Annotated in this window: 14 protein-coding genes; 5 read left to right on the top strand and 9 right to left on the bottom strand. The window is 46.7% G+C overall.

What is annotated here, in order from left to right:
- The first annotated feature begins 329 nt into the window (after positions 1-329).
- From QUB52_RS26245 to QUB52_RS26230, 4 genes are all read left to right on the top strand, one after another.
- Positions 330-1,331 carry a beta-ketoacyl-ACP synthase 3 gene (locus QUB52_RS26245; protein ID WP_265234825.1) on the top strand — a complete coding sequence of 334 codons (1,002 nt, stop codon included), beginning with the start codon at positions 330-332 and terminating at the stop codon, positions 1,329-1,331.
- Between the two features lie 519 nt (positions 1,332-1,850).
- The gene (gene fabD, locus QUB52_RS26240) at positions 1,851-2,732 is read left to right on the top strand and encodes an ACP S-malonyltransferase (protein ID WP_265234826.1); all 882 of its coding nucleotides are present in this window, start codon (positions 1,851-1,853) and stop codon (positions 2,730-2,732) included.
- A gap of 457 nt (positions 2,733-3,189) precedes the next feature.
- Positions 3,190-3,363, top strand: coding sequence for a hypothetical protein (locus QUB52_RS26235; protein WP_332969776.1), 174 nt, complete (start codon positions 3,190-3,192; stop codon positions 3,361-3,363).
- 179 nt (positions 3,364-3,542) lie between these two features.
- Positions 3,543-4,181, top strand: coding sequence for a lysophospholipid acyltransferase family protein (locus QUB52_RS26230; protein ID WP_332969777.1), 639 nt, complete (start codon positions 3,543-3,545; stop codon positions 4,179-4,181).
- 95 nt (positions 4,182-4,276) lie between these two features.
- Here the strand turns inward: QUB52_RS26230 and QUB52_RS26225 are convergent, their stop codons facing one another.
- The 6 genes from QUB52_RS26225 to QUB52_RS26200 all read right to left on the bottom strand — a co-directional run bounded on the left by QUB52_RS26225 (position 4,277) and on the right by QUB52_RS26200 (position 13,164).
- Positions 4,277-4,846, bottom strand: a complete 570-nt coding sequence (locus QUB52_RS26225) for a GAF domain-containing protein (protein WP_265234829.1) — start codon at positions 4,844-4,846, stop codon at positions 4,277-4,279.
- A 303-nt stretch (positions 4,847-5,149) separates the two neighbouring features.
- A complete protein-coding gene (locus QUB52_RS26220; RefSeq protein WP_265234830.1) occupies positions 5,150-5,740 on the bottom strand; it encodes a YdcF family protein in 591 nt (196 codons plus the stop codon).
- 564 nt (positions 5,741-6,304) lie between these two features.
- Positions 6,305-7,138 carry a GUN4 domain-containing protein gene (locus QUB52_RS26215; RefSeq protein WP_265234831.1) on the bottom strand — a complete coding sequence of 278 codons (834 nt, stop codon included), beginning with the start codon at positions 7,136-7,138 and terminating at the stop codon, positions 6,305-6,307.
- Between the two features lie 347 nt (positions 7,139-7,485).
- Complete coding sequence (locus tag QUB52_RS26210) at positions 7,486-8,628, bottom strand: sensor histidine kinase (RefSeq protein WP_332975323.1); 1,143 nt, start codon at positions 8,626-8,628, stop codon at positions 7,486-7,488.
- A gap of 150 nt (positions 8,629-8,778) precedes the next feature.
- Complete coding sequence (locus QUB52_RS26205) at positions 8,779-11,451, bottom strand: GAF domain-containing protein (protein ID WP_332969781.1); 2,673 nt, start codon at positions 11,449-11,451, stop codon at positions 8,779-8,781.
- Between the two features lie 579 nt (positions 11,452-12,030).
- Entirely contained in the window at positions 12,031-13,164 is a 1,134-nt protein-coding gene (locus QUB52_RS26200) for a glycosyltransferase family 4 protein (RefSeq protein WP_332975324.1), read from the bottom strand.
- Between QUB52_RS26200 and QUB52_RS26195 the strand changes: the two genes are divergently transcribed.
- Positions 13,145-13,333, top strand: a complete 189-nt coding sequence (locus QUB52_RS26195; RefSeq protein WP_332969783.1) for a hypothetical protein — start codon at positions 13,145-13,147, stop codon at positions 13,331-13,333. The two genes, QUB52_RS26200 and QUB52_RS26195, sit on opposite strands and share 20 nt — an antisense overlap.
- Before the next feature lie 167 nt (positions 13,334-13,500).
- Here the strand turns inward: QUB52_RS26195 and QUB52_RS26190 are convergent, their stop codons facing one another.
- The 3 genes from QUB52_RS26190 to QUB52_RS26180 all read right to left on the bottom strand — a co-directional run bounded on the left by QUB52_RS26190 (position 13,501) and on the right by QUB52_RS26180 (position 15,950).
- The gene (locus QUB52_RS26190; RefSeq protein ID WP_332969784.1) at positions 13,501-13,785 is read right to left on the bottom strand and encodes a hypothetical protein; all 285 of its coding nucleotides are present in this window, start codon (positions 13,783-13,785) and stop codon (positions 13,501-13,503) included.
- A gap of 308 nt (positions 13,786-14,093) precedes the next feature.
- On the bottom strand, positions 14,094-15,245 hold the full coding sequence (locus QUB52_RS26185; protein WP_332975325.1) for an NAD-dependent epimerase/dehydratase family protein: 1,152 nt from the start codon (positions 15,243-15,245) through the stop codon (positions 14,094-14,096).
- A gap of 114 nt (positions 15,246-15,359) precedes the next feature.
- Positions 15,360-15,950, bottom strand: a complete 591-nt coding sequence (locus tag QUB52_RS26180) for a chromophore lyase CpcT/CpeT (RefSeq protein ID WP_265234838.1) — start codon at positions 15,948-15,950, stop codon at positions 15,360-15,362.
- Positions 15,951-16,471: the final 521 nt, after the last annotated feature.

Genomic DNA, 16,471 nt, shown 5'->3' with positions numbered 1-16,471 from the left:
TTGACAGTTGACAGTTGACAGTTGACAGTTGACAGTTGACAGTTGACAGTTGACAGTTGACAGTTGACAGTTGACAGCTACCTCTCCCGGTCAGGAAGAGGATTAGAGTAATGAATAGTCTTCTTTTACTTTCTCCCTACAAGGGTTCCGGCTTTCAACCAATTCTTTCTGGTAAGTAGAAATTAAAAATTGAAAATGTCCAATTAAAAATGTCAGCTTAAATACTCTGTTTTACTTAAAAAAAAAGTAATTTCAGCAGTTTAAAAAGAATTTTAATTTGTAGTTTTTAATTTTTAATTTCTCGACAGAACGCTCATAAATGGAGAGGAATGTTGCAGCAATCAGGGTTCGGCATCGCCGTCACGGGTAGCGGTTCTTGTACACCGCAGGTTTCGCTTGATAATAACGGTTTGAGTCAGATAGTAGAAACGTCTGATGAGTGGATTGGGGCGCGAACGGGTATTCGATCGCGCAGGCTGGCGGACGATCGCACTTCTTTGTGCGATTTAGCGTCCGAGGCATCCCGAAGGGCGATCGAAATGGCAGAAATTTCGCCAACAGATATCGATTTGATTATTTTGGCTACATCGAGCACTGATGACTTGTTTGGCACTGCCGGCAAAATTCAATATCAGTTAGGCGCGACAAAAGCTGTGGCTTTTGATTTGACAGCAGCTTGTTCGGGCTTTGTGTTTGGTTTAGTTACAGCCTCCCAGTTCATTCGGACAGGAGTTTATCAAAATGTTTTGCTGATCGGAGCAGATATTTTATCTCGCTGGGTGAATTGGTCGGATCGCGGTACTTGCATTTTATTTGGAGACGGTGCAGGTGCGGTGGTATTGCAGGCTTCAGAAGTCGATCGCTTTTTGGGATTTGAAATTCGCAGTGACGGTACGCAAAATTTGTCTCTAAATTTGGCTTACAAAGCCGAGTCAAAAGAATTAATTGAGGGCGTGAATATCGGACAAGGTGGATTTCAACCGATCACAATGAATGGTCAAGAAATCTATCGCTTTGCCGTGAGAAAAGTGCCGGAAGTCATAGAAAAAGCGATGTTTCGGGCAAATATTAGCGTCGCAGAAATTGACTGGCTGCTGTTGCATCAAGCCAATCAACGGATTCTCGACGCAGTTGCCCAAAGGCTCAAAATTCCCCCGGAAAAAGTAATCAGCAATTTGGCAAATTATGGCAATACCTCAGCAGCTTCAATTCCGCTTGCCTTAGACGAATCCGTGCGTCTGGGTAAAGTTAAATCTGGTGATACTATTGCTGCGGCTGGTTTCGGTGCAGGTTTGAGTTGGGGGGCGGCGATTTTTCAATGGGGAAGGTAGTACGATTTTAGATTTTAGATTTGAGATTTTAGATTGGGGAATTACTGATGAATTATGGGTTGGGATCGCGGGCCGGCGGTTTCATTTTTTTGGGGAACTGGTATAATATTTGGCATATTTCAAATTGCCAAGCGTGATTGTCGGGAGTGTAACCCTTGAAAAATAAAAATCCTTTAACACGCACGCCATCATACATAGGGTAAGGTGCGCACGGAGGGGTGCACCTGGAGGACAGCAGTTCTGGACAGGCTCATCCTGAGATGAAAAATTCTCTATTGTTCGATCGACTTTCCCCGGCCCGAAGGTTGAAAATCGGGCTACGGCTATTCAACTGATTAAATTAGCCTAAAAAAATATAAACGTCGTAAAAAACGCATTTATATGTTAGGATTATGAGTCGCGAGTAGATAGTTCGTTAACAAAAAGATAGCGGATACCAGCCACCGAACTTAAAAGCGGGAAACAAAGAATTTTTGCAATCACAAATTAGCAACCACCAAATAGCAGATTACCGGAAAAATGACTAAAACAGCATGGGTATTTCCCGGACAAGGTTCCCAGGCGATCGGGATGGGTGCAGACTTATTAAACTTGCCGACAGCCAAAGCTAAATTTGAGCTAGCCAAAGAGATTTTGGGTTGGTCTGTCTCGGAAGTTTGCCAAAAAGAAGAAGAAAAACTTGCTCGCACTCTCTACACTCAGCCTTGCTTGTTCGTAGTAGAAAGCATTTTGGCAGACTTAATGCGAGAAAAGAGCGATCGACCTACAGTAGTTGCAGGTCATAGTTTAGGAGAATACGTTGCCCTGTACGCAGCAGGTGTCTTTGACTTTGAAACGGGATTGCGCTTAGTAAAACGCCGCGCCGAACTGATGGAGACTGCCTCTGGCGGGCAAATGGTGGCTTTGATCGGGTTCGACAGGCAGGAATTAGAACTGCAAATTCAGTACAGCCGAGATGTGGTACTGGCAAACGACAACAGCGAAGCACAAGTCGTGATTTCTGGAACGCCGACAGCAGTAGAAGATTTGCTGGCTAAAATTAAAGTCAAACGCGCCGTTAAATTGAATGTTTCCGGTGCGTTTCACTCTCCGCTGATGGCATCAGTGGCGGCAGAGTTTCAACTAGCCCTAAAGGCTGCAAGGTTTTCCGATGCTAAAATGCTGGTACTCTCGAACTCAGAACCGACAGCGACTACTAGCGCAGCTACTTTAAAACAGCGGTTGAATTATCAAATGACTAAAGGCGTGCGCTGGCGAGAAATCTCCCTGCAATTGCCGCAACAAGGAATCGATCGCGTAGTGGAAATTGGCCCAGGCAAAGTGCTCACTGGTTTGATCAAACGGACTTGTCCAAATTTAGCGCTGGTAAATGTTAGTAGTTTTGCCGATTTGCCTGCTTAATCTCTTGTTAAACGGTGATTCAGCCGCCGGCCCTAAAATTGAGTTAATTGGCTTGAACATTGCCCAAAAATGAATGGCACAACAGGCAAATCCGAATATGGCTTGTTGTGCAAATTGGCGATCGACAATCCAGACAGGTAGAAAATCTCGATCGGCAAATCCTGATGTAGACTAAGCTTCAGTTGACAGTTGACAGTTGACAGTTGACAGCTACCTCTCCCGGTCAGGAAGAGGATTGAAGCAATGAATAGTCTGATTTTAATTTCTCCCTCAAAGGGAGAGGCTTTAAACCAATTCTTTCTGGTAAAAATCAAGATATCTTCAAGGAAACTGCTCAAGACTTGTCAAAAGTCGGCGGCCCGGCAGGCCCGATTAAAGTCATTAAGAGACCCGCAATTAGTGGCACTCACCAAGCATTTAAAGACCAAGTGCTCTGAGATGGCGAGTTTGGTACGGGGTGCGAGTTGTCCCCATAGACAGTGCGACGCCAGATGCCCCCAATTATCGCTATCAGCGGCAGTTGTACTACGCTGACAAAAATCCCCCCAGCCAAGCGGTTAAGGATTTCTTGGGCTACGCGACTTCCGATGAAGGAAAAAAACGATGCTGGCCGGAAATTAACAGAACTTAGTTAGTCCTAAAGTCTCGCGGGTGCGTCGCTGCGGGAATTTTCGCCACTATTTGAAATTATGCGATCGCCACGCACCCTACATCATTACGTTATGCGTTTTTTTCATAAGTCTTAGTTAATTTTCCAGAGCTGAACTGATAGGCTAATATTCGGTGTAGTTTAAAATTTAAGGTTTTTCCGTGAGCAAAAGTCGCGAACCAGTCGAGAGTTTACTTCTCTATTATTTATTCAAGTGGTCAATTGTCAGCCCGATGCTGCACCTTTACTTTCGGGGCCGCATCTACGGTGCAGAAAATGTTCCAGCAGAAGGGCCAGTGGTGATAGTCAGCAATCACGCCAGCGATTTTGATCCGCCGATTTTGTCTAGTTCCATGAGGCGACCGGTCGCATTTATGGCGAAGGAAGAGTTATTTAAAGTTCCAATTTTGAAGCAGGCAATTACGCTTTACGGCGCTTATCCTGTGAAGCGAGAAAGTGCCGATCGCAGTGCAATTCGATCGGCTATCAAATCTTTGGAAAATGGCTGGGCGACTGGTGTATTTTTGCAGGGAACTCGCACGCCCGACGGCAGAATTACTGACCCGAAATTAGGGGCGGCGCTGATCGCTGCTAAGGCAAAAGTGCCATTGTTACCTGTGAGTTTGTGGGGAACTCATGCAATTTCGTCGAAAGGTTCGGCAGTGCCGCGTCCGGTGCCGCTGACGGTGCGAATTGGTAACTTAATTGAAGCGCCCGGTTCCTCGGATCGCGAGGAGTTGGAAGCGCTGACTCAAAGATGTGCAACGGAGATTAATGCGATGCACGATTTGGGCCGCTGATGCAGCTTGGAGGATGTTTTTGTAGAACTTACGCAGGTTCTATCGTTCGGACTTCACTCCTTCTTTTCTGAGGACTAAAGTCCGAACGATCAAACCTATTTTATGGCGGTTGTGCGTGAAGCGAAGCTATCCCCTAGGGAATCGCCCCTAACAAAAGCAACAGCCAAGGGCGAAATTTTTTCTGTAACTGCTGCGATAACTTGGCGATCGAAGTCAGTCCAAACTCTGGGGCGATCGAAAATACAAGGCTGCAAAACCCCCCATAACAAGCCGTCAGCACAAAGGTGAGCGTGAATCAAAGCACGATGTCCGAACTCTTTTGCCTCAAAATCTTTGTTAACAACTTCAGGATTTGCTGTTTCAACATCCTCCACAAAAATTGAAGGTTCAGTGCGCAAAGCCGCAGCAAACAAAGGGTCTTCGTCTCCTAAAGATTCCGGTTCTTTTTTCCACTGGGCACCGCTAACATCGGGATAGTTCGAGTTGCGACACCAGCAGTAAGGTGTTCTGCCCGTTTGGGTTTCAGGATTGCGGAGGTAGAGAAAAACGCGATCGCAATTTAACACCTCGCCTAAAGCCGGCACCAAGGCCGAAAAAACAGCATCCGCAGTCTTGCTGTCACTCAAAATTTGCTCCAGAACTTGCGGCAGAATTTGGTCTGTCATTAACTTTCGGTCTTTAAGTTCACCTACAGATTTTAAACTACTAATCTTCTTATCTGACGGATTTGTCATCAGCCTCTTCGCGGTTTGTGAAATCGCTATCAAATACAAGTTTTAAAAATTTGGGGAAGGGAAAAAGATTTTATCGCAACCGCACCCGACCTTTAGGGCGTTCTTAATTGCACAAATATGAGATTTTCTTCCTGTTGCTTTCTTCTTTTTGTTGCTTCCTTCTCCTGATGACTAATGACTACTGACTACTGACTACTGACTAATGACTAATGACTAATGACTTCTTCCCTTTGTTTATTGAATTCTGGCATGGGTAAAGTCAGCACCCGTATAACCAGTTGTCAGCCACATAATAGCTCTAGCACCGTCGCGAACAGCTTTTTGCACCGGTTCGGGGGTTCGCCCAGACGGAACTGCCACAGGCTTAAAACTAATCCCTCGACTGCCGAGCACGATTTCGCCGATAATCTGAGCTCGCCGCATATGATCGTCAGAAGTGATCAGATACACGCTCTCAATCCCTTTAGCTTTCAATTCATCTACCAGCGTGGTAAAATTTGTTACCGTATCCACCGCTCTGTAGTCTAAGTGCAGGCGATCAGACTTAATTCCCGCTTCTGAAAACACCCATTCCGCGAACTCAGGATTGCTGCCAGAAGACACCCAAATCGGCAATTGAGGGTGCTTAACAGCAAATTTGGCAGCAAACACCTCTCGCTCCGTAGCCCCACCTAGAACTAACAAAGCTTGGGGTGTCTGAAACTCGCTCTTAACCTGCTGATAGCCAAACCAACAGGCCATCAAAAGCCCTACTAGGAACCAAAAATTGAGTGAATTCCTCAAACGCTTGTAACGCCGCGTGTTTGAATTGATTCTTAACCACATCTAAACCCTATAAAAATTTTGTATAGCTGACAAAGGAACCATAACAAAAAATACTGCACGTACAGCCCACTAACAGGAATTAAAAATTTTAAAATGGTGAATTCGTTAGCGGATATACAAAACAAAAGGGCAAAAATTAGGCTTTGCCCCTCTGCTTTTATTGGTTCTCGATTTTAACGGGACTGGCCGGGTTCGAACCGGCGACCTAGCGCTTCAGATTTGTGTGAGTTTCCCCACTCTCCGGACTATTCCTTCACCGTGGGCTTTGCAGCCTTTAGGTGGCGGCCGTATGTTTAGGAGGTTTTATTGTGTTTACTTCCTAAAGCCAGTCTCTGCACCTTCCTTACCTAAACAATGTTCAGATAAAGCTTGGCTCAAGATTACCGTATCTGTCGTCAGACTTAGGCTTCCTTGAGTTTGACCACATTCACTCCCAGAGTTTCCTCGCAGGGTGCCCGATTCTTCAGGAGGCGCTTGCTCTATCCATCTGAGCCACAGCCCCAGTTGCTGAACCGTTTTGATTATAGCAGTTAATGTCGATTTTGAATTTTTTATTTTGGATGATTATCGATCGCCCGTGGCAAGTCTCGCACCGATACCGGCAAAATTCTCTGCTGCTGTGAGTGTGCCGGCACCATAACAGGCGCGCCGTCGCCATGCAGTGACAGGGAGGTGTCCAGGGGGAGCATTTTCGCCCCATGAGAGCTCGTTGTAATATTTCCAATTTTCCTTAACTCGCCAGCCGACTCGATCGCACAATTCAGTATAATTGCCCCCGGTACTTTCCCAAATCTGCTGCTGCACTGTCAACCCGAACCGCCCGCTGCTGTATTGTTGCCAAAGTTGGTCGATCGTGCGAAGGTCTGTAAGAGGAAAACTGTCAATATCCGCCGCACTTAGCCACCCTTCCTCTTCTCGGAGAGTTATCTGTAGCAAAATTTCCCAAGTATGTTCGTCAGCTTTGCGCCATTTTCGCATTTGTAACAGCTTTGTCAGTTGTCGGTAGTCCATCCCAACTTCAGACATCGGAGGAGTTTGGTCAGGTATGGCGCCTATTTTCTCTTCCAGTCGTAGTAGAGTGCTGGCTATGAATTCGGGGTTTAGTTGTTCCAGGCGGTACAGAACCCATTCTAACTGCGATTGCAGGTATGTGCGGGCGATCGCGCCTTGCTGCAATTCCTGTTGCAACTCATCAAATCGGGCTGACCAATTTTGTTGATTGCGGGCCGATTCCCACATTTGTTTTGCCCATTGCAATCTAACTTGTTCTTGTTTTAAATAAGTTTTGGAAGGCTTAGCACGCGGCGGGTAGGGAGTCAAATCCCAGCCACAAATTGAGCAACACAACTCTGCTTTTTCTTCTATGTAATCAGCACCGCACACTGGACAGTTAGACATATTGCCATAAATTCGGTTGCCAACCAATTATATAATCTAATATGCTCCTAGGATAATAGACGAGCAATTGCATAAATTTTTGATAAATACCAAAACCGCAGATTTAAGACAGATAAACGCAGACAAACGCAGATAAATTTAAGACACGAAAGCGATTTTTGTAATCATGTTCTCATAAGTTAGCGGTAGGGTGCGTCAGTTTAGTAATTTTTAATGAACGCCGACAATCAAATTCTGACGCACCATCTAAGCTGTTGAGCATTTAAATTGCATATTCGGGACGGGCTATAAGCCCATCCCACAAGCATTTTATTGACTTTTGACACACAATTTAAATGTAGAACAGCTTAACAAGGCAAGCAAATAGTAAACAAGCTGCCTTTACCCAACTCAGATTTTGCCTCGATCGTGCCGCGGTGAGCTTCGACTATTTGGCGGCAGAGGTGCAGTCCCAAACCTGTGCTGGATTTCTTGTGAGTTCCCGATCCAAACCTTTCAAATAACTTGGCTTGTTCTGTGGGAGAAATGCCGGCGCCGGTGTCTTGGATTTCCATAATTACCCAAGCCAGCGGTTGGTTTTTGAAGCTGGTATAAGCAGGGGAATTGGCAGCTTTTAATCGGACATCTATGGAGCCGCTGTCGGTGAATTTGATCGCATTTCCGATTAAGTTTGTCAGCAAGCGGTGCAACTCCAGACGATCGCCCGGATACTTGGCAATCGGAGCACTTTCTGCACTGTCTGTCAAGTTTAAATTCAGCGACAAATTTTTAGCATCGGCTAGGGGAGCGAGTTCTTCGGCTACCTCATGAATGAGCTGGCGCAAGTCAACGGGAGCGAAACTTAGGGATTTGCGCCCTGCTTCGTAGCGGTAGACTTCCAGCAACATATTTACCATCGCGATCAGGTTTTTGTTGCTGCGAACCATTGTCCCGAAAGCATCGCGCATGGGGAGCGAGATTTCTCCCAAAGCTCCCTGCTGCATTAAGGTGAGCATTCGATCGGCTGCTACCAGGGGCGTCCGCAAGTCGTGGGCGAGTCGCGAGACAAAATCTTCGCGCTGGAGGGCGATCGAATTGCGCTCGTCTACGCTGTGTTTTAGGCGCAGGAGCGATCGCACCCTCGCCAGCAGTTCGTCCATTTCTACGGGTTTGCGGATGAAATCGTCTGCACCCATATCCAGTCCCTGGACTACGCTGGCGCTGTCGTGAGCTGTGATCAGCAAAATCGGGATAAAGGGCAATTCCTTATTTTGTCGCATTCGCTGGGTGACTTCGTAACCGTCCATTCCCGGCATCATTACGTCTAGCAGTACCAAATCGGGGGTTGATTTGTCAATTTGGCTTAAGGCCGAAAAGCCGTTCTCGGCCGTGCTAATTTCGTAACCTTCTTCTTCCAGGATTGTCTGCACCAACAAAACATTATCTGGTGCGTCATCTACAACCAGAATGCGATCGGCTTTTGTGGCATTCGGAACAGATAAATAGTTCATTTAATTGTTGGCGTGGAAATAAATACTAACTTTAATCGGGCATTCGATTTATGTTTTCACATTTTTCTACTTGTTAACTCTGTCATAAGGAAGATCTCAAAACTTTATCCAATCTTTTTATTTTGGGGCACTTATATGTGATAAAATATGCTATTTGGTCGTCATAGTATGAACGCCGTCCCAATCGTCGGGCGGGGGTACTTCCAAATAGCTGAGTGTTCGCTGTAGGTGAACTTCCACCGGTCGATCGCTCGGTCGCATCGCTAAAGCCGCCTCAAAACAACTAATAGCTTTCTGAAAATTTCTCTTGATATAAGCATCCCGACCTTTACTGTAAAGTTCCAAAAACCTTTCGGTTTCTCCATCAAGGGGATCGGAACTATTTTGCAGCAACTCGTAAATGCCGATCGGTTGATTTTTGCCCTTAACCCGCACCTTGTCCAACTCTCGCACCCAAATTCCTTCGCGGCATAAATTGTAGGTAAACTCGCTCAAAATGATATCGCAGCCGTACTCTTTTGTAAGCTGTTCCAAGCGCGAACTCAAATTCACCGCATCGCCGATTACCGTGTAATCCATCCGTTTTTCCGAACCAATATTGCCCGAAACCACCTCTCCAGAACTAATCCCAATTCCGAAGCGAAACGGATCTTTGCCGGGGCGAGAATCATTAAACTCTTTCAAACGCCGGCGCATATCTAAAGCCGACTGCACCGCCATCCAACCGTGACTTTCCGGGGGATTGAGTGGCAGGGGCGCGCCGAACACGGCCATTAAAGCATCGCCGATAAACTTGTCTAAAGTACCTTCGTAATGGAAAACGGCCTCCACCATCGTCTCAAAATACTCGTTTAGCAGGGATACCACCTCCGATGCTCCCAGATTTTCGGTGAGGGTGGTGTAGCCGCGAATGTCCGAAAATAAAATAGTAACGTCTTTGCGTTCGCCCACCATCAGGGCCCCTTCGCCCAAGGCCATGACTTTATCTACGACTCCGGGAGTCAGGTAGCGGTACATCGTATTTTTCATCCGCTTTTCGCGGCTGATGTCTTCGAGTACCACTAAACCGCCGCGCACGCCGCCTTCTGGATTGATTAAGGGGTTGACAGTTAAATTCAAACTGCGTTCAATTACTTTAATTTGAGATTTCTGGATTGGTAGCGGACAATAAGGGTGATACCGGGCAGAATTCGGCAGCGAAAATAAAGATTGGGAATTAGCTAATTCTGCCCGCGCTACTTCTTCTGTCCAGGCACTGTTTTCGCCCCAAGCGTAATATAAATTCGGGTCTGTGCGATCGGGCACGGCCAAAATATAAATTTCTTCTGCTGTTTCTTCTGCTGTTTCTTCTGCGGATGCTGCGGAACAAAACGTTTTTTCCACCAACAGTCCCACAGTTAAACTTTGTTCGGGAACGTAATGTCGGGCTGCATGGTTGAGACTATCTTCGAGTCGAAATTGCAAATTATCGATCGGCAAAACTTCCCAAACATAGCGATCGATCAGTTTTTCTTCCCAAATCTGGGGATGGTGTTTGCCTTTAGTTTGATTTGGGGGACAGCCCAACAATTCCAGCGCTGCTTCGTTAATCGTGACAATTCGCCCCTGCAAATCGGTGGAAATCACTGCATCTGACAGACTTTGCAGCATATCTTTTTGATACTGCTTTTCCACCATCACGTTTTGAAACAGTTGAGAATTTTGCAGCGCCATTCCAGCTTGGGAATTAAACGCTCGCAAAAACTCTTCGTCGGAAGCAGTGAAAGTGCCTTGATTCTTATTAATTAGCTGAGTTACCCCGATCAGCTCACCTTTAGCGTTATGCACCGGCATACACAAGACAGTCTGAGTGCGGTATCCGGTTTGCTGGTCTGTAGATGGGTCAAAGCGGGGATCGTCGTAAGCATCTGTAATATTTAGGGGTTGACCGGTCGAAGCCACGTAACCGGCAATTCCTTTATTGGCAGGAATGCGAATTTCGACGATGGTTTTACCGTCGGCTTTGGCGACTTTTGTCCAGAGTTCGTTGGTTTCCCGATTTAATAAAAATAGCGTGCTGCGATCGGCCTGCATCAAGTCGCGAGCTTGATCCATGACTGCGCGCAAAGTTGTTTCTAAGTCAAGACTTTGACCTAAAGTTGTGGTTGCTCTCAAAAGCGCGGCCACTCCTCGCTGATTGCGGGCGACAACGTAGAAAGATTGACAGCTTTCGAGAATAATCCCGATCGAATCTGCAAAAGCCTGAAACTGCTGTTCGTCTTCCTCGGTAAAGGGGGCATTGCCAGCTTTATTTAACAGTCTGACCACCGCTACGGGTTCGTTTTGGCTCTTGCTGCTAAAAATCGGCATACAGAGCATGGTCTCGATTTGGTACTCCGGCGGTTCGTCTACTTCGGAATTAAAATGCTCGTGCGATCGAGCTTCCGCGACATTTATCGATTTTCCAGTAGTTGCTACGTAGCCTAAAATGCCTGCATCCATCGGCAAGCGAACTTCTACATCTTCGCCCGTGAGCGCGTGGGCTGTTTTGTACCAAAGTTGATTTTTGCTGGGGTCAACCAAAAAAATTGTTGTCCGGTCTGCTTGCAGAATTTGACCAATTTTGACAGTGAAGGCATCTAACAGTTGCTCTAAGAGAGTTTCGAGTGCGTCATTGTTAATCAGGTCCATCGCCCGGATAAATTGCTGAAATTCTGCCGTGATAAAGTCCAGCAGGCACACTAATTCAGGAACTGGCAGGCTCTTAACACGCGAGGTTAATGCCCCCATAAAATTTACTTGAGTCAGTGTAGCCAGAACGCTACCAGCATTGGAGAATGTCATGATTAACTGCTTGCTCAGAGGGTTGACAGACCTGCTGGTCGATCGGTGCTAAATTCTGCGGCGGTGCCAACTTTTAAGTTGTTTGCAGGAATTGCCTGTACTTGCTTGTAGCTTTGAGGGATCGTGAGTTTATTTTTTCGCCGCAACTTCAGTTTGCTTTTTACATATGCTCGATCGATCGTTTTTTTTACAACATCGATACGGATCCTGGTTCGTGAATTAAAGCTGAACTTGAGTTCGGAACACTGCCCGCCTGAAAATTAATTTGCAGGCTGGTGCGATCGATCGCGGGCAATGTAGATTTGACGCTATGTCAGGAGGCTGCTACGCAATCGGACTGCTTTAGCGCCTTCGGCTACCGTATCCGGTCTACTGAATGGCGGTATTTTGTCACGGGCGAAGCATTCCAAATGCTACTCATAAGTTTAATGGTAAACGCAACAACACGATAGCTACAGCAATCTAAGCAGCAAAAAATTTCGATCGGTCTTTGAGGACATCCATCCCCGCTACAAACCGAAGTATCGCGCGAGACCAGCGAAGCTGTCAGTGCTGTTTAAAGGCACGACATCCCGGCATTTAGGCAGCAGAAGGCATGGACTGAGCAAATATCACCGATTGATAGTAACGTCGCAGTTGTGAGGTGGCGGCGGCCCAACCCCAGCGTTCAGCTTCTTGGCGAGCGTTTTGGCGCAGGGTTTCCCGTTCTTCGGGATTCGCAAACAGACGCTGGGTGGCAGCCAGAGCTCCGGCTTCGTCGGCGGGGTCGAATAAATATCCGTTAACACCGTCGGTGACAATATCGGGAATTCCGCCACTGCGCGCCGCGACTACGGGCGTCCCCGCAGCCATCGCTTCTAGAAGCACTAAGCCCAGGGTTTCGGTGCGGGAGGGAAAAATGAAGGCATCAGCAGATGCGTAAGCAGAAGCCAATTCTTGCCCCTTCAGGTAGCCCACAAAATTGGTGGGGGTGCCGACAAAATATTGTTCGAGGGTTTGTCGGTGCGGGCCGTCTCCCACAAGGGCGAGGCGGGCGTTGGGAATGGCTGCGAGGACTGGTTTGATCGACTCGATTTCTTTTTCTGCACCGAGGCGGCCGACGTAGAGCAGCAGGGGACTGTCTGGGTTATTTTGAGAAAGGCGCGATCGCATTTCTGGACTTGCCAATTCGGGGACAAACATTTCGGTATCAACGCCCCGCTGCCACAAATCCACTCGCTCAATGCCGTGATTTCTCAACTCCTCCACCATTGCTGTGGAAGTACACAGATTCAATTCAGCTTGATTGTGAGCGCCTTTGAGCAATTCCCACAGCAAAGGTTCAAGCATTCCAAAACCGTAATGGTGCAAGTATTTAGGCAAATGCGTGTGGTAAGAAGCCAAAATCGGAATATTGAACTTTTTGCCATAATATATACCGCCTAATCCCAAAATAGCGGGATTGACAACGTGAATAATATCCGGTTCAAACTGCTGTAATTGTTGGCCGATTGCCGGACTGGGAAGCGCCATTTTCAGTTCCGGGTACATGGGCAAAGGCAAACCCTCCACACCGTATACTCGCGCGCCTTTGTATTCTGTAATCCCGTAATCTGGAGAAAAGATCAGAACTTGTGCGCCCGATCGCTGCAAGTGATCTACAGTGTGAATCAGCCGAGTGACAATGCCGTCTATTTTCGGCAGGAAAGTTTCAGTGAACAGAGCAATTTTCATAAAACGAAGGAAGAAGGAAGAAGGAAGAAGGAAGAAGGAAGAGGGAAGAGGGAAGAAGGAAGAAGGAAGAAGGAAGAGGGAAGAAGGAAGAAGGAAGAAGGCTGTAGTTATTCTTTATATATTATTGAGGGAATCGATATTTCCATTTTTTGGCAAATCTGGCGGTTAGTAACAGGATTCACTATTTAATTAAGGATCTAAAACTTAATAAATTAAGCACCTCATACAGTCTTCTCTCCTGTAAGTTGCGATATCAAAGAAGGCAGAGCCTCCGAATCTGCATTACCAGGCAGAGCCTGGTAACGAGCAATCGCTTAAGTTATTAAATTTTCATTTTTAAGTGCGATCGATAGGTTTTGGGGGTAAAATACAAATTCCCTGAATACCAATTGATACAATTATTCCACCTAAAAGCAATCCCACACCTTCAGCAAAGCAGTTAATTCGGTGAATTTCCTGTGCAGTTTTGGCGATTAAGATTTCCTTTTCTGTAGCATTCGGCGATTCGCTAACACGGCGGTAATTTTGATAACTCGCCGTCAGTGCAGCCCATTCCGGCACCAAATAATAAGCACAAACTGCACTAGCCAAAAATCCCGGCACAACAACTAAAAGCAACAAAATGAGAATTCGACTTTTCACGGTATAGAAGGAAGAAGTTCGGCAACGGATTTTGTAACGGATGTAACGGATGGAAGAAGGAAGATGGAAGAAGGAAAAAGGAAGAAAAAATCGACCGCTTATGTTTCAGCAATTAAGAACGTCATAACCATCGGGCGCGGTTGCTATATTTATTCCCAAACAAGCTAGCAGTTCTTCTCTTCCCTTTTTTTCTCTTACTTCACGCCCTAGCGCTTACGCGCGGCTTCGCCTAACGCGCCTTCGCGGTTCGTTAAAAAAAACTCTCTCCCGCAGCTAGACAGCCAAATTTACCTGTGCCAAGAAACCTTCGGCAAAATCTGGTTTTTATCGACGCGGTGCTGATATTTTGTAGCAAAATTCAACAGAGAATCGAGCAGGGAATCTGAGAGATAGTGCGGCTGCAAGCCTAGTTCTAGCAAACTGGTGTTTTTGGCATTGAAATAATGTTCTTCTTTCTCGACTCTGGGATTTTCGAGGTGGTTGATTTCTACTTTTAATCCCATTGCCGTGCCTGCTTTTTGCACCAATGAGGCTAAGTCGCCGACGCTGAATTGTTCGGTGAATTGGTTGAAGACGCGGAATTCTCCGGCGGCGGCGGGGTTGGCGATCGCCAATTCGACGCACCGCACGGTATCCCGAATGTCCAAGAAGGTGCGGGTTTGTCCGCCAGTTCCGTAAACCGTCAAAGGATGACCGATCGCAGCTTGGACGCAAAATCTGTTCAATGCCGTACCGAATACTCCGTCGTAGTCCAAACGGTTGATTAACAGTTCGTCCATGCCTGTTTCTTCTGTGAGCACGCCGTAGACTACGCCCTGATTTAAGTCGGTGGCTCTTAAACCCCAGATTTTGCACGCAAAATGGATGTTGTGGGAGTCGTGGACTTTTGACAGGTGGTAGAAACTGCCCGGTTGTTTGGGATAGGGTAGTGTATCTTTGCGGCCGTTGTGCTCGATCGTAATGTAGCCTTCTTCAATGTCAATATTCGGGGTGCCGTATTCGCCCATTGTCCCCAATTTCACCAGGTGACAGTCGGGGAAGTCTTCGCGGATGGCGTACAGCAGATTTAATGTCCCAACTACGTTATTGACTTGGGTGAGGACTGCGTGTTCGCGATCGATCATGGAGAAAGGGGCCGATCGCTGTTCGCCAAAATGGACGATCGCCTCTGGTGCAAATTTTCTCATGCTTTTGCTGAGAAAATCGTAGTTAGTGATGTCACCGACGAACAAGTCGATCGACTTACCCGTTAAATCTTGCCATCGCTGGAGTCGTTGCTGAATCGGTGCAATGGGAGTGAGGGTGTCGCTGCACAGTTCCAGATCCCAGTGCCGCCGCACGAAGCTGTCGAGGATGCCAACTTCGTGACCTTTTTGAGACAGGTAGAGTGCGGTTGCCCAACCGCAATAGCCATCGCCACCAATAACCAGGACTTTCATAAAACAACGGTGAATCTTGCTTGCCAATACTGGGTTAATGTACCAGGTAATGGTGCATTGTGAACCTTTAATCTGCAAGCGTGTTCGCCCAGGATGGACTCAGTTTTTTTTGCATTAAACCTGAATTTCGTCGGCGAAGCTGGCCCAGCGGGTGAATTCAAAGGGGCCGGCTTGAGCTCCCCAGACGTGGGCATCGGTTTCTGGGTCGCGTCCGCGATCGTGGCTGACAAATTTGTTACCATCAATCTCGAATTCGCTGTCTAGATAGGTTTTTTTGCCCTTTCTGACTACGGCACAGCCTTTTCCTGGTTCGACGCGACCTTTAAAGCTGTTGCCCGTCCAGTGGGTAAAAAAGGTGCATCCGGGGAGCAGTTTCAGTTGTGCTGTTTTGATTTCTTGCAGCCGTTGGGGTTCGCGGGATGCGCCGTAGAATTGTGCTTCGTTTTCGATCGCATAATTTTCGATGTCGATGCGATCGTCCGCCGGGACTAATTTTAACACTCGCACTCGGTACGGAGAGTTGAGTTCGATGTCGTAGGCTTGTTCTAGATAAAGACTTACTCCGTCCAATATCTCCACGGGTAATGGTCTCATACAGACGCGGATGTGGGCGAAAAAAGGCGGATTTTCAAAGGCTTGGGCTTGATTGCTGAAGTCGGCGGCCATCCAGCGGGCGAGGGTGACTATATCGGTGGAATGGGTCATTTCGATTTTAGATTTTGGATTTTAGATTTTGGATTGAGGGAGTAGAAATTATTTTAGATTAAAGCGAGAGCGATCGATTAGCGATTTTAGATTGGGGATTTTCGATTGAGGGGAACATAAGTTATTTTAGATTAAAGTGAGAACTATCGATTGGCGATTTTGCTCTCCCACTTATTTACAAAGTCGGGTTTATGGGTTTTCTGTTTTTTCAGGAAGTCTTAATCAATCAGTAAATCAATGAAACACAAGACTTGAGTTTGTATAAATTTCGATCTAGCTTTTAACCGCAGGTTTCCCCAGTACAGACACAGATGGACGCAGATGATTTAATAATTATTTGAAAGCGATTGAGTACAAATCGAGTCTAAAATACAATAAAACTTACCCACGGCTGTCATCATCTTTGTTTTTTTTCCGAAATACTATCGGGGATCATCTGTAGTTTTACAAAAAAACTAGCGGAATGCGGAAAGCGAGCGTGACTTTAGTGCGCTCGATGAAAGCGGGCGGGGACTTCAGTC

The sequence above is a fragment of the Microcoleus sp. A6-C6 genome (assembly GCF_036705955.1).
GTDB lineage: Bacteria > Cyanobacteriota > Cyanobacteriia > Cyanobacteriales > Microcoleaceae > Microcoleus.
This window is presented reverse-complemented; position numbering and strand designations above follow the sequence as displayed.

Coding starts and splice junctions, on each gene's coding strand:
- QUB52_RS26200 (WP_332975324.1), bottom strand. CDS start 13,164: ATGAAAATTGCTCTGTTCACTGAAACTTTCCTGCCGAAAATAGACGGC.
- QUB52_RS26205 (WP_332969781.1), bottom strand. CDS start 11,451: ATGACATTCTCCAATGCTGGTAGCGTTCTGGCTACACTGACTCAAGTA.
- QUB52_RS26220 (WP_265234830.1), bottom strand. CDS start 5,740: ATGTGGTTAAGAATCAATTCAAACACGCGGCGTTACAAGCGTTTGAGG.
- QUB52_RS26185 (WP_332975325.1), bottom strand. CDS start 15,245: ATGAAAGTCCTGGTTATTGGTGGCGATGGCTATTGCGGTTGGGCAACC.
- QUB52_RS26180 (WP_265234838.1), bottom strand. CDS start 15,950: ATGACCCATTCCACCGATATAGTCACCCTCGCCCGCTGGATGGCCGCC.
- QUB52_RS26215 (WP_265234831.1), bottom strand. CDS start 7,138: ATGTCTAACTGTCCAGTGTGCGGTGCTGATTACATAGAAGAAAAAGCA.
- fabD (WP_265234826.1), top strand. CDS start 1,851: ATGACTAAAACAGCATGGGTATTTCCCGGACAAGGTTCCCAGGCGATC.
- QUB52_RS26245 (WP_265234825.1), top strand. CDS start 330: ATGTTGCAGCAATCAGGGTTCGGCATCGCCGTCACGGGTAGCGGTTCT.
- QUB52_RS26210 (WP_332975323.1), bottom strand. CDS start 8,628: ATGAACTATTTATCTGTTCCGAATGCCACAAAAGCCGATCGCATTCTG.
- QUB52_RS26225 (WP_265234829.1), bottom strand. CDS start 4,846: ATGACAGACCAAATTCTGCCGCAAGTTCTGGAGCAAATTTTGAGTGAC.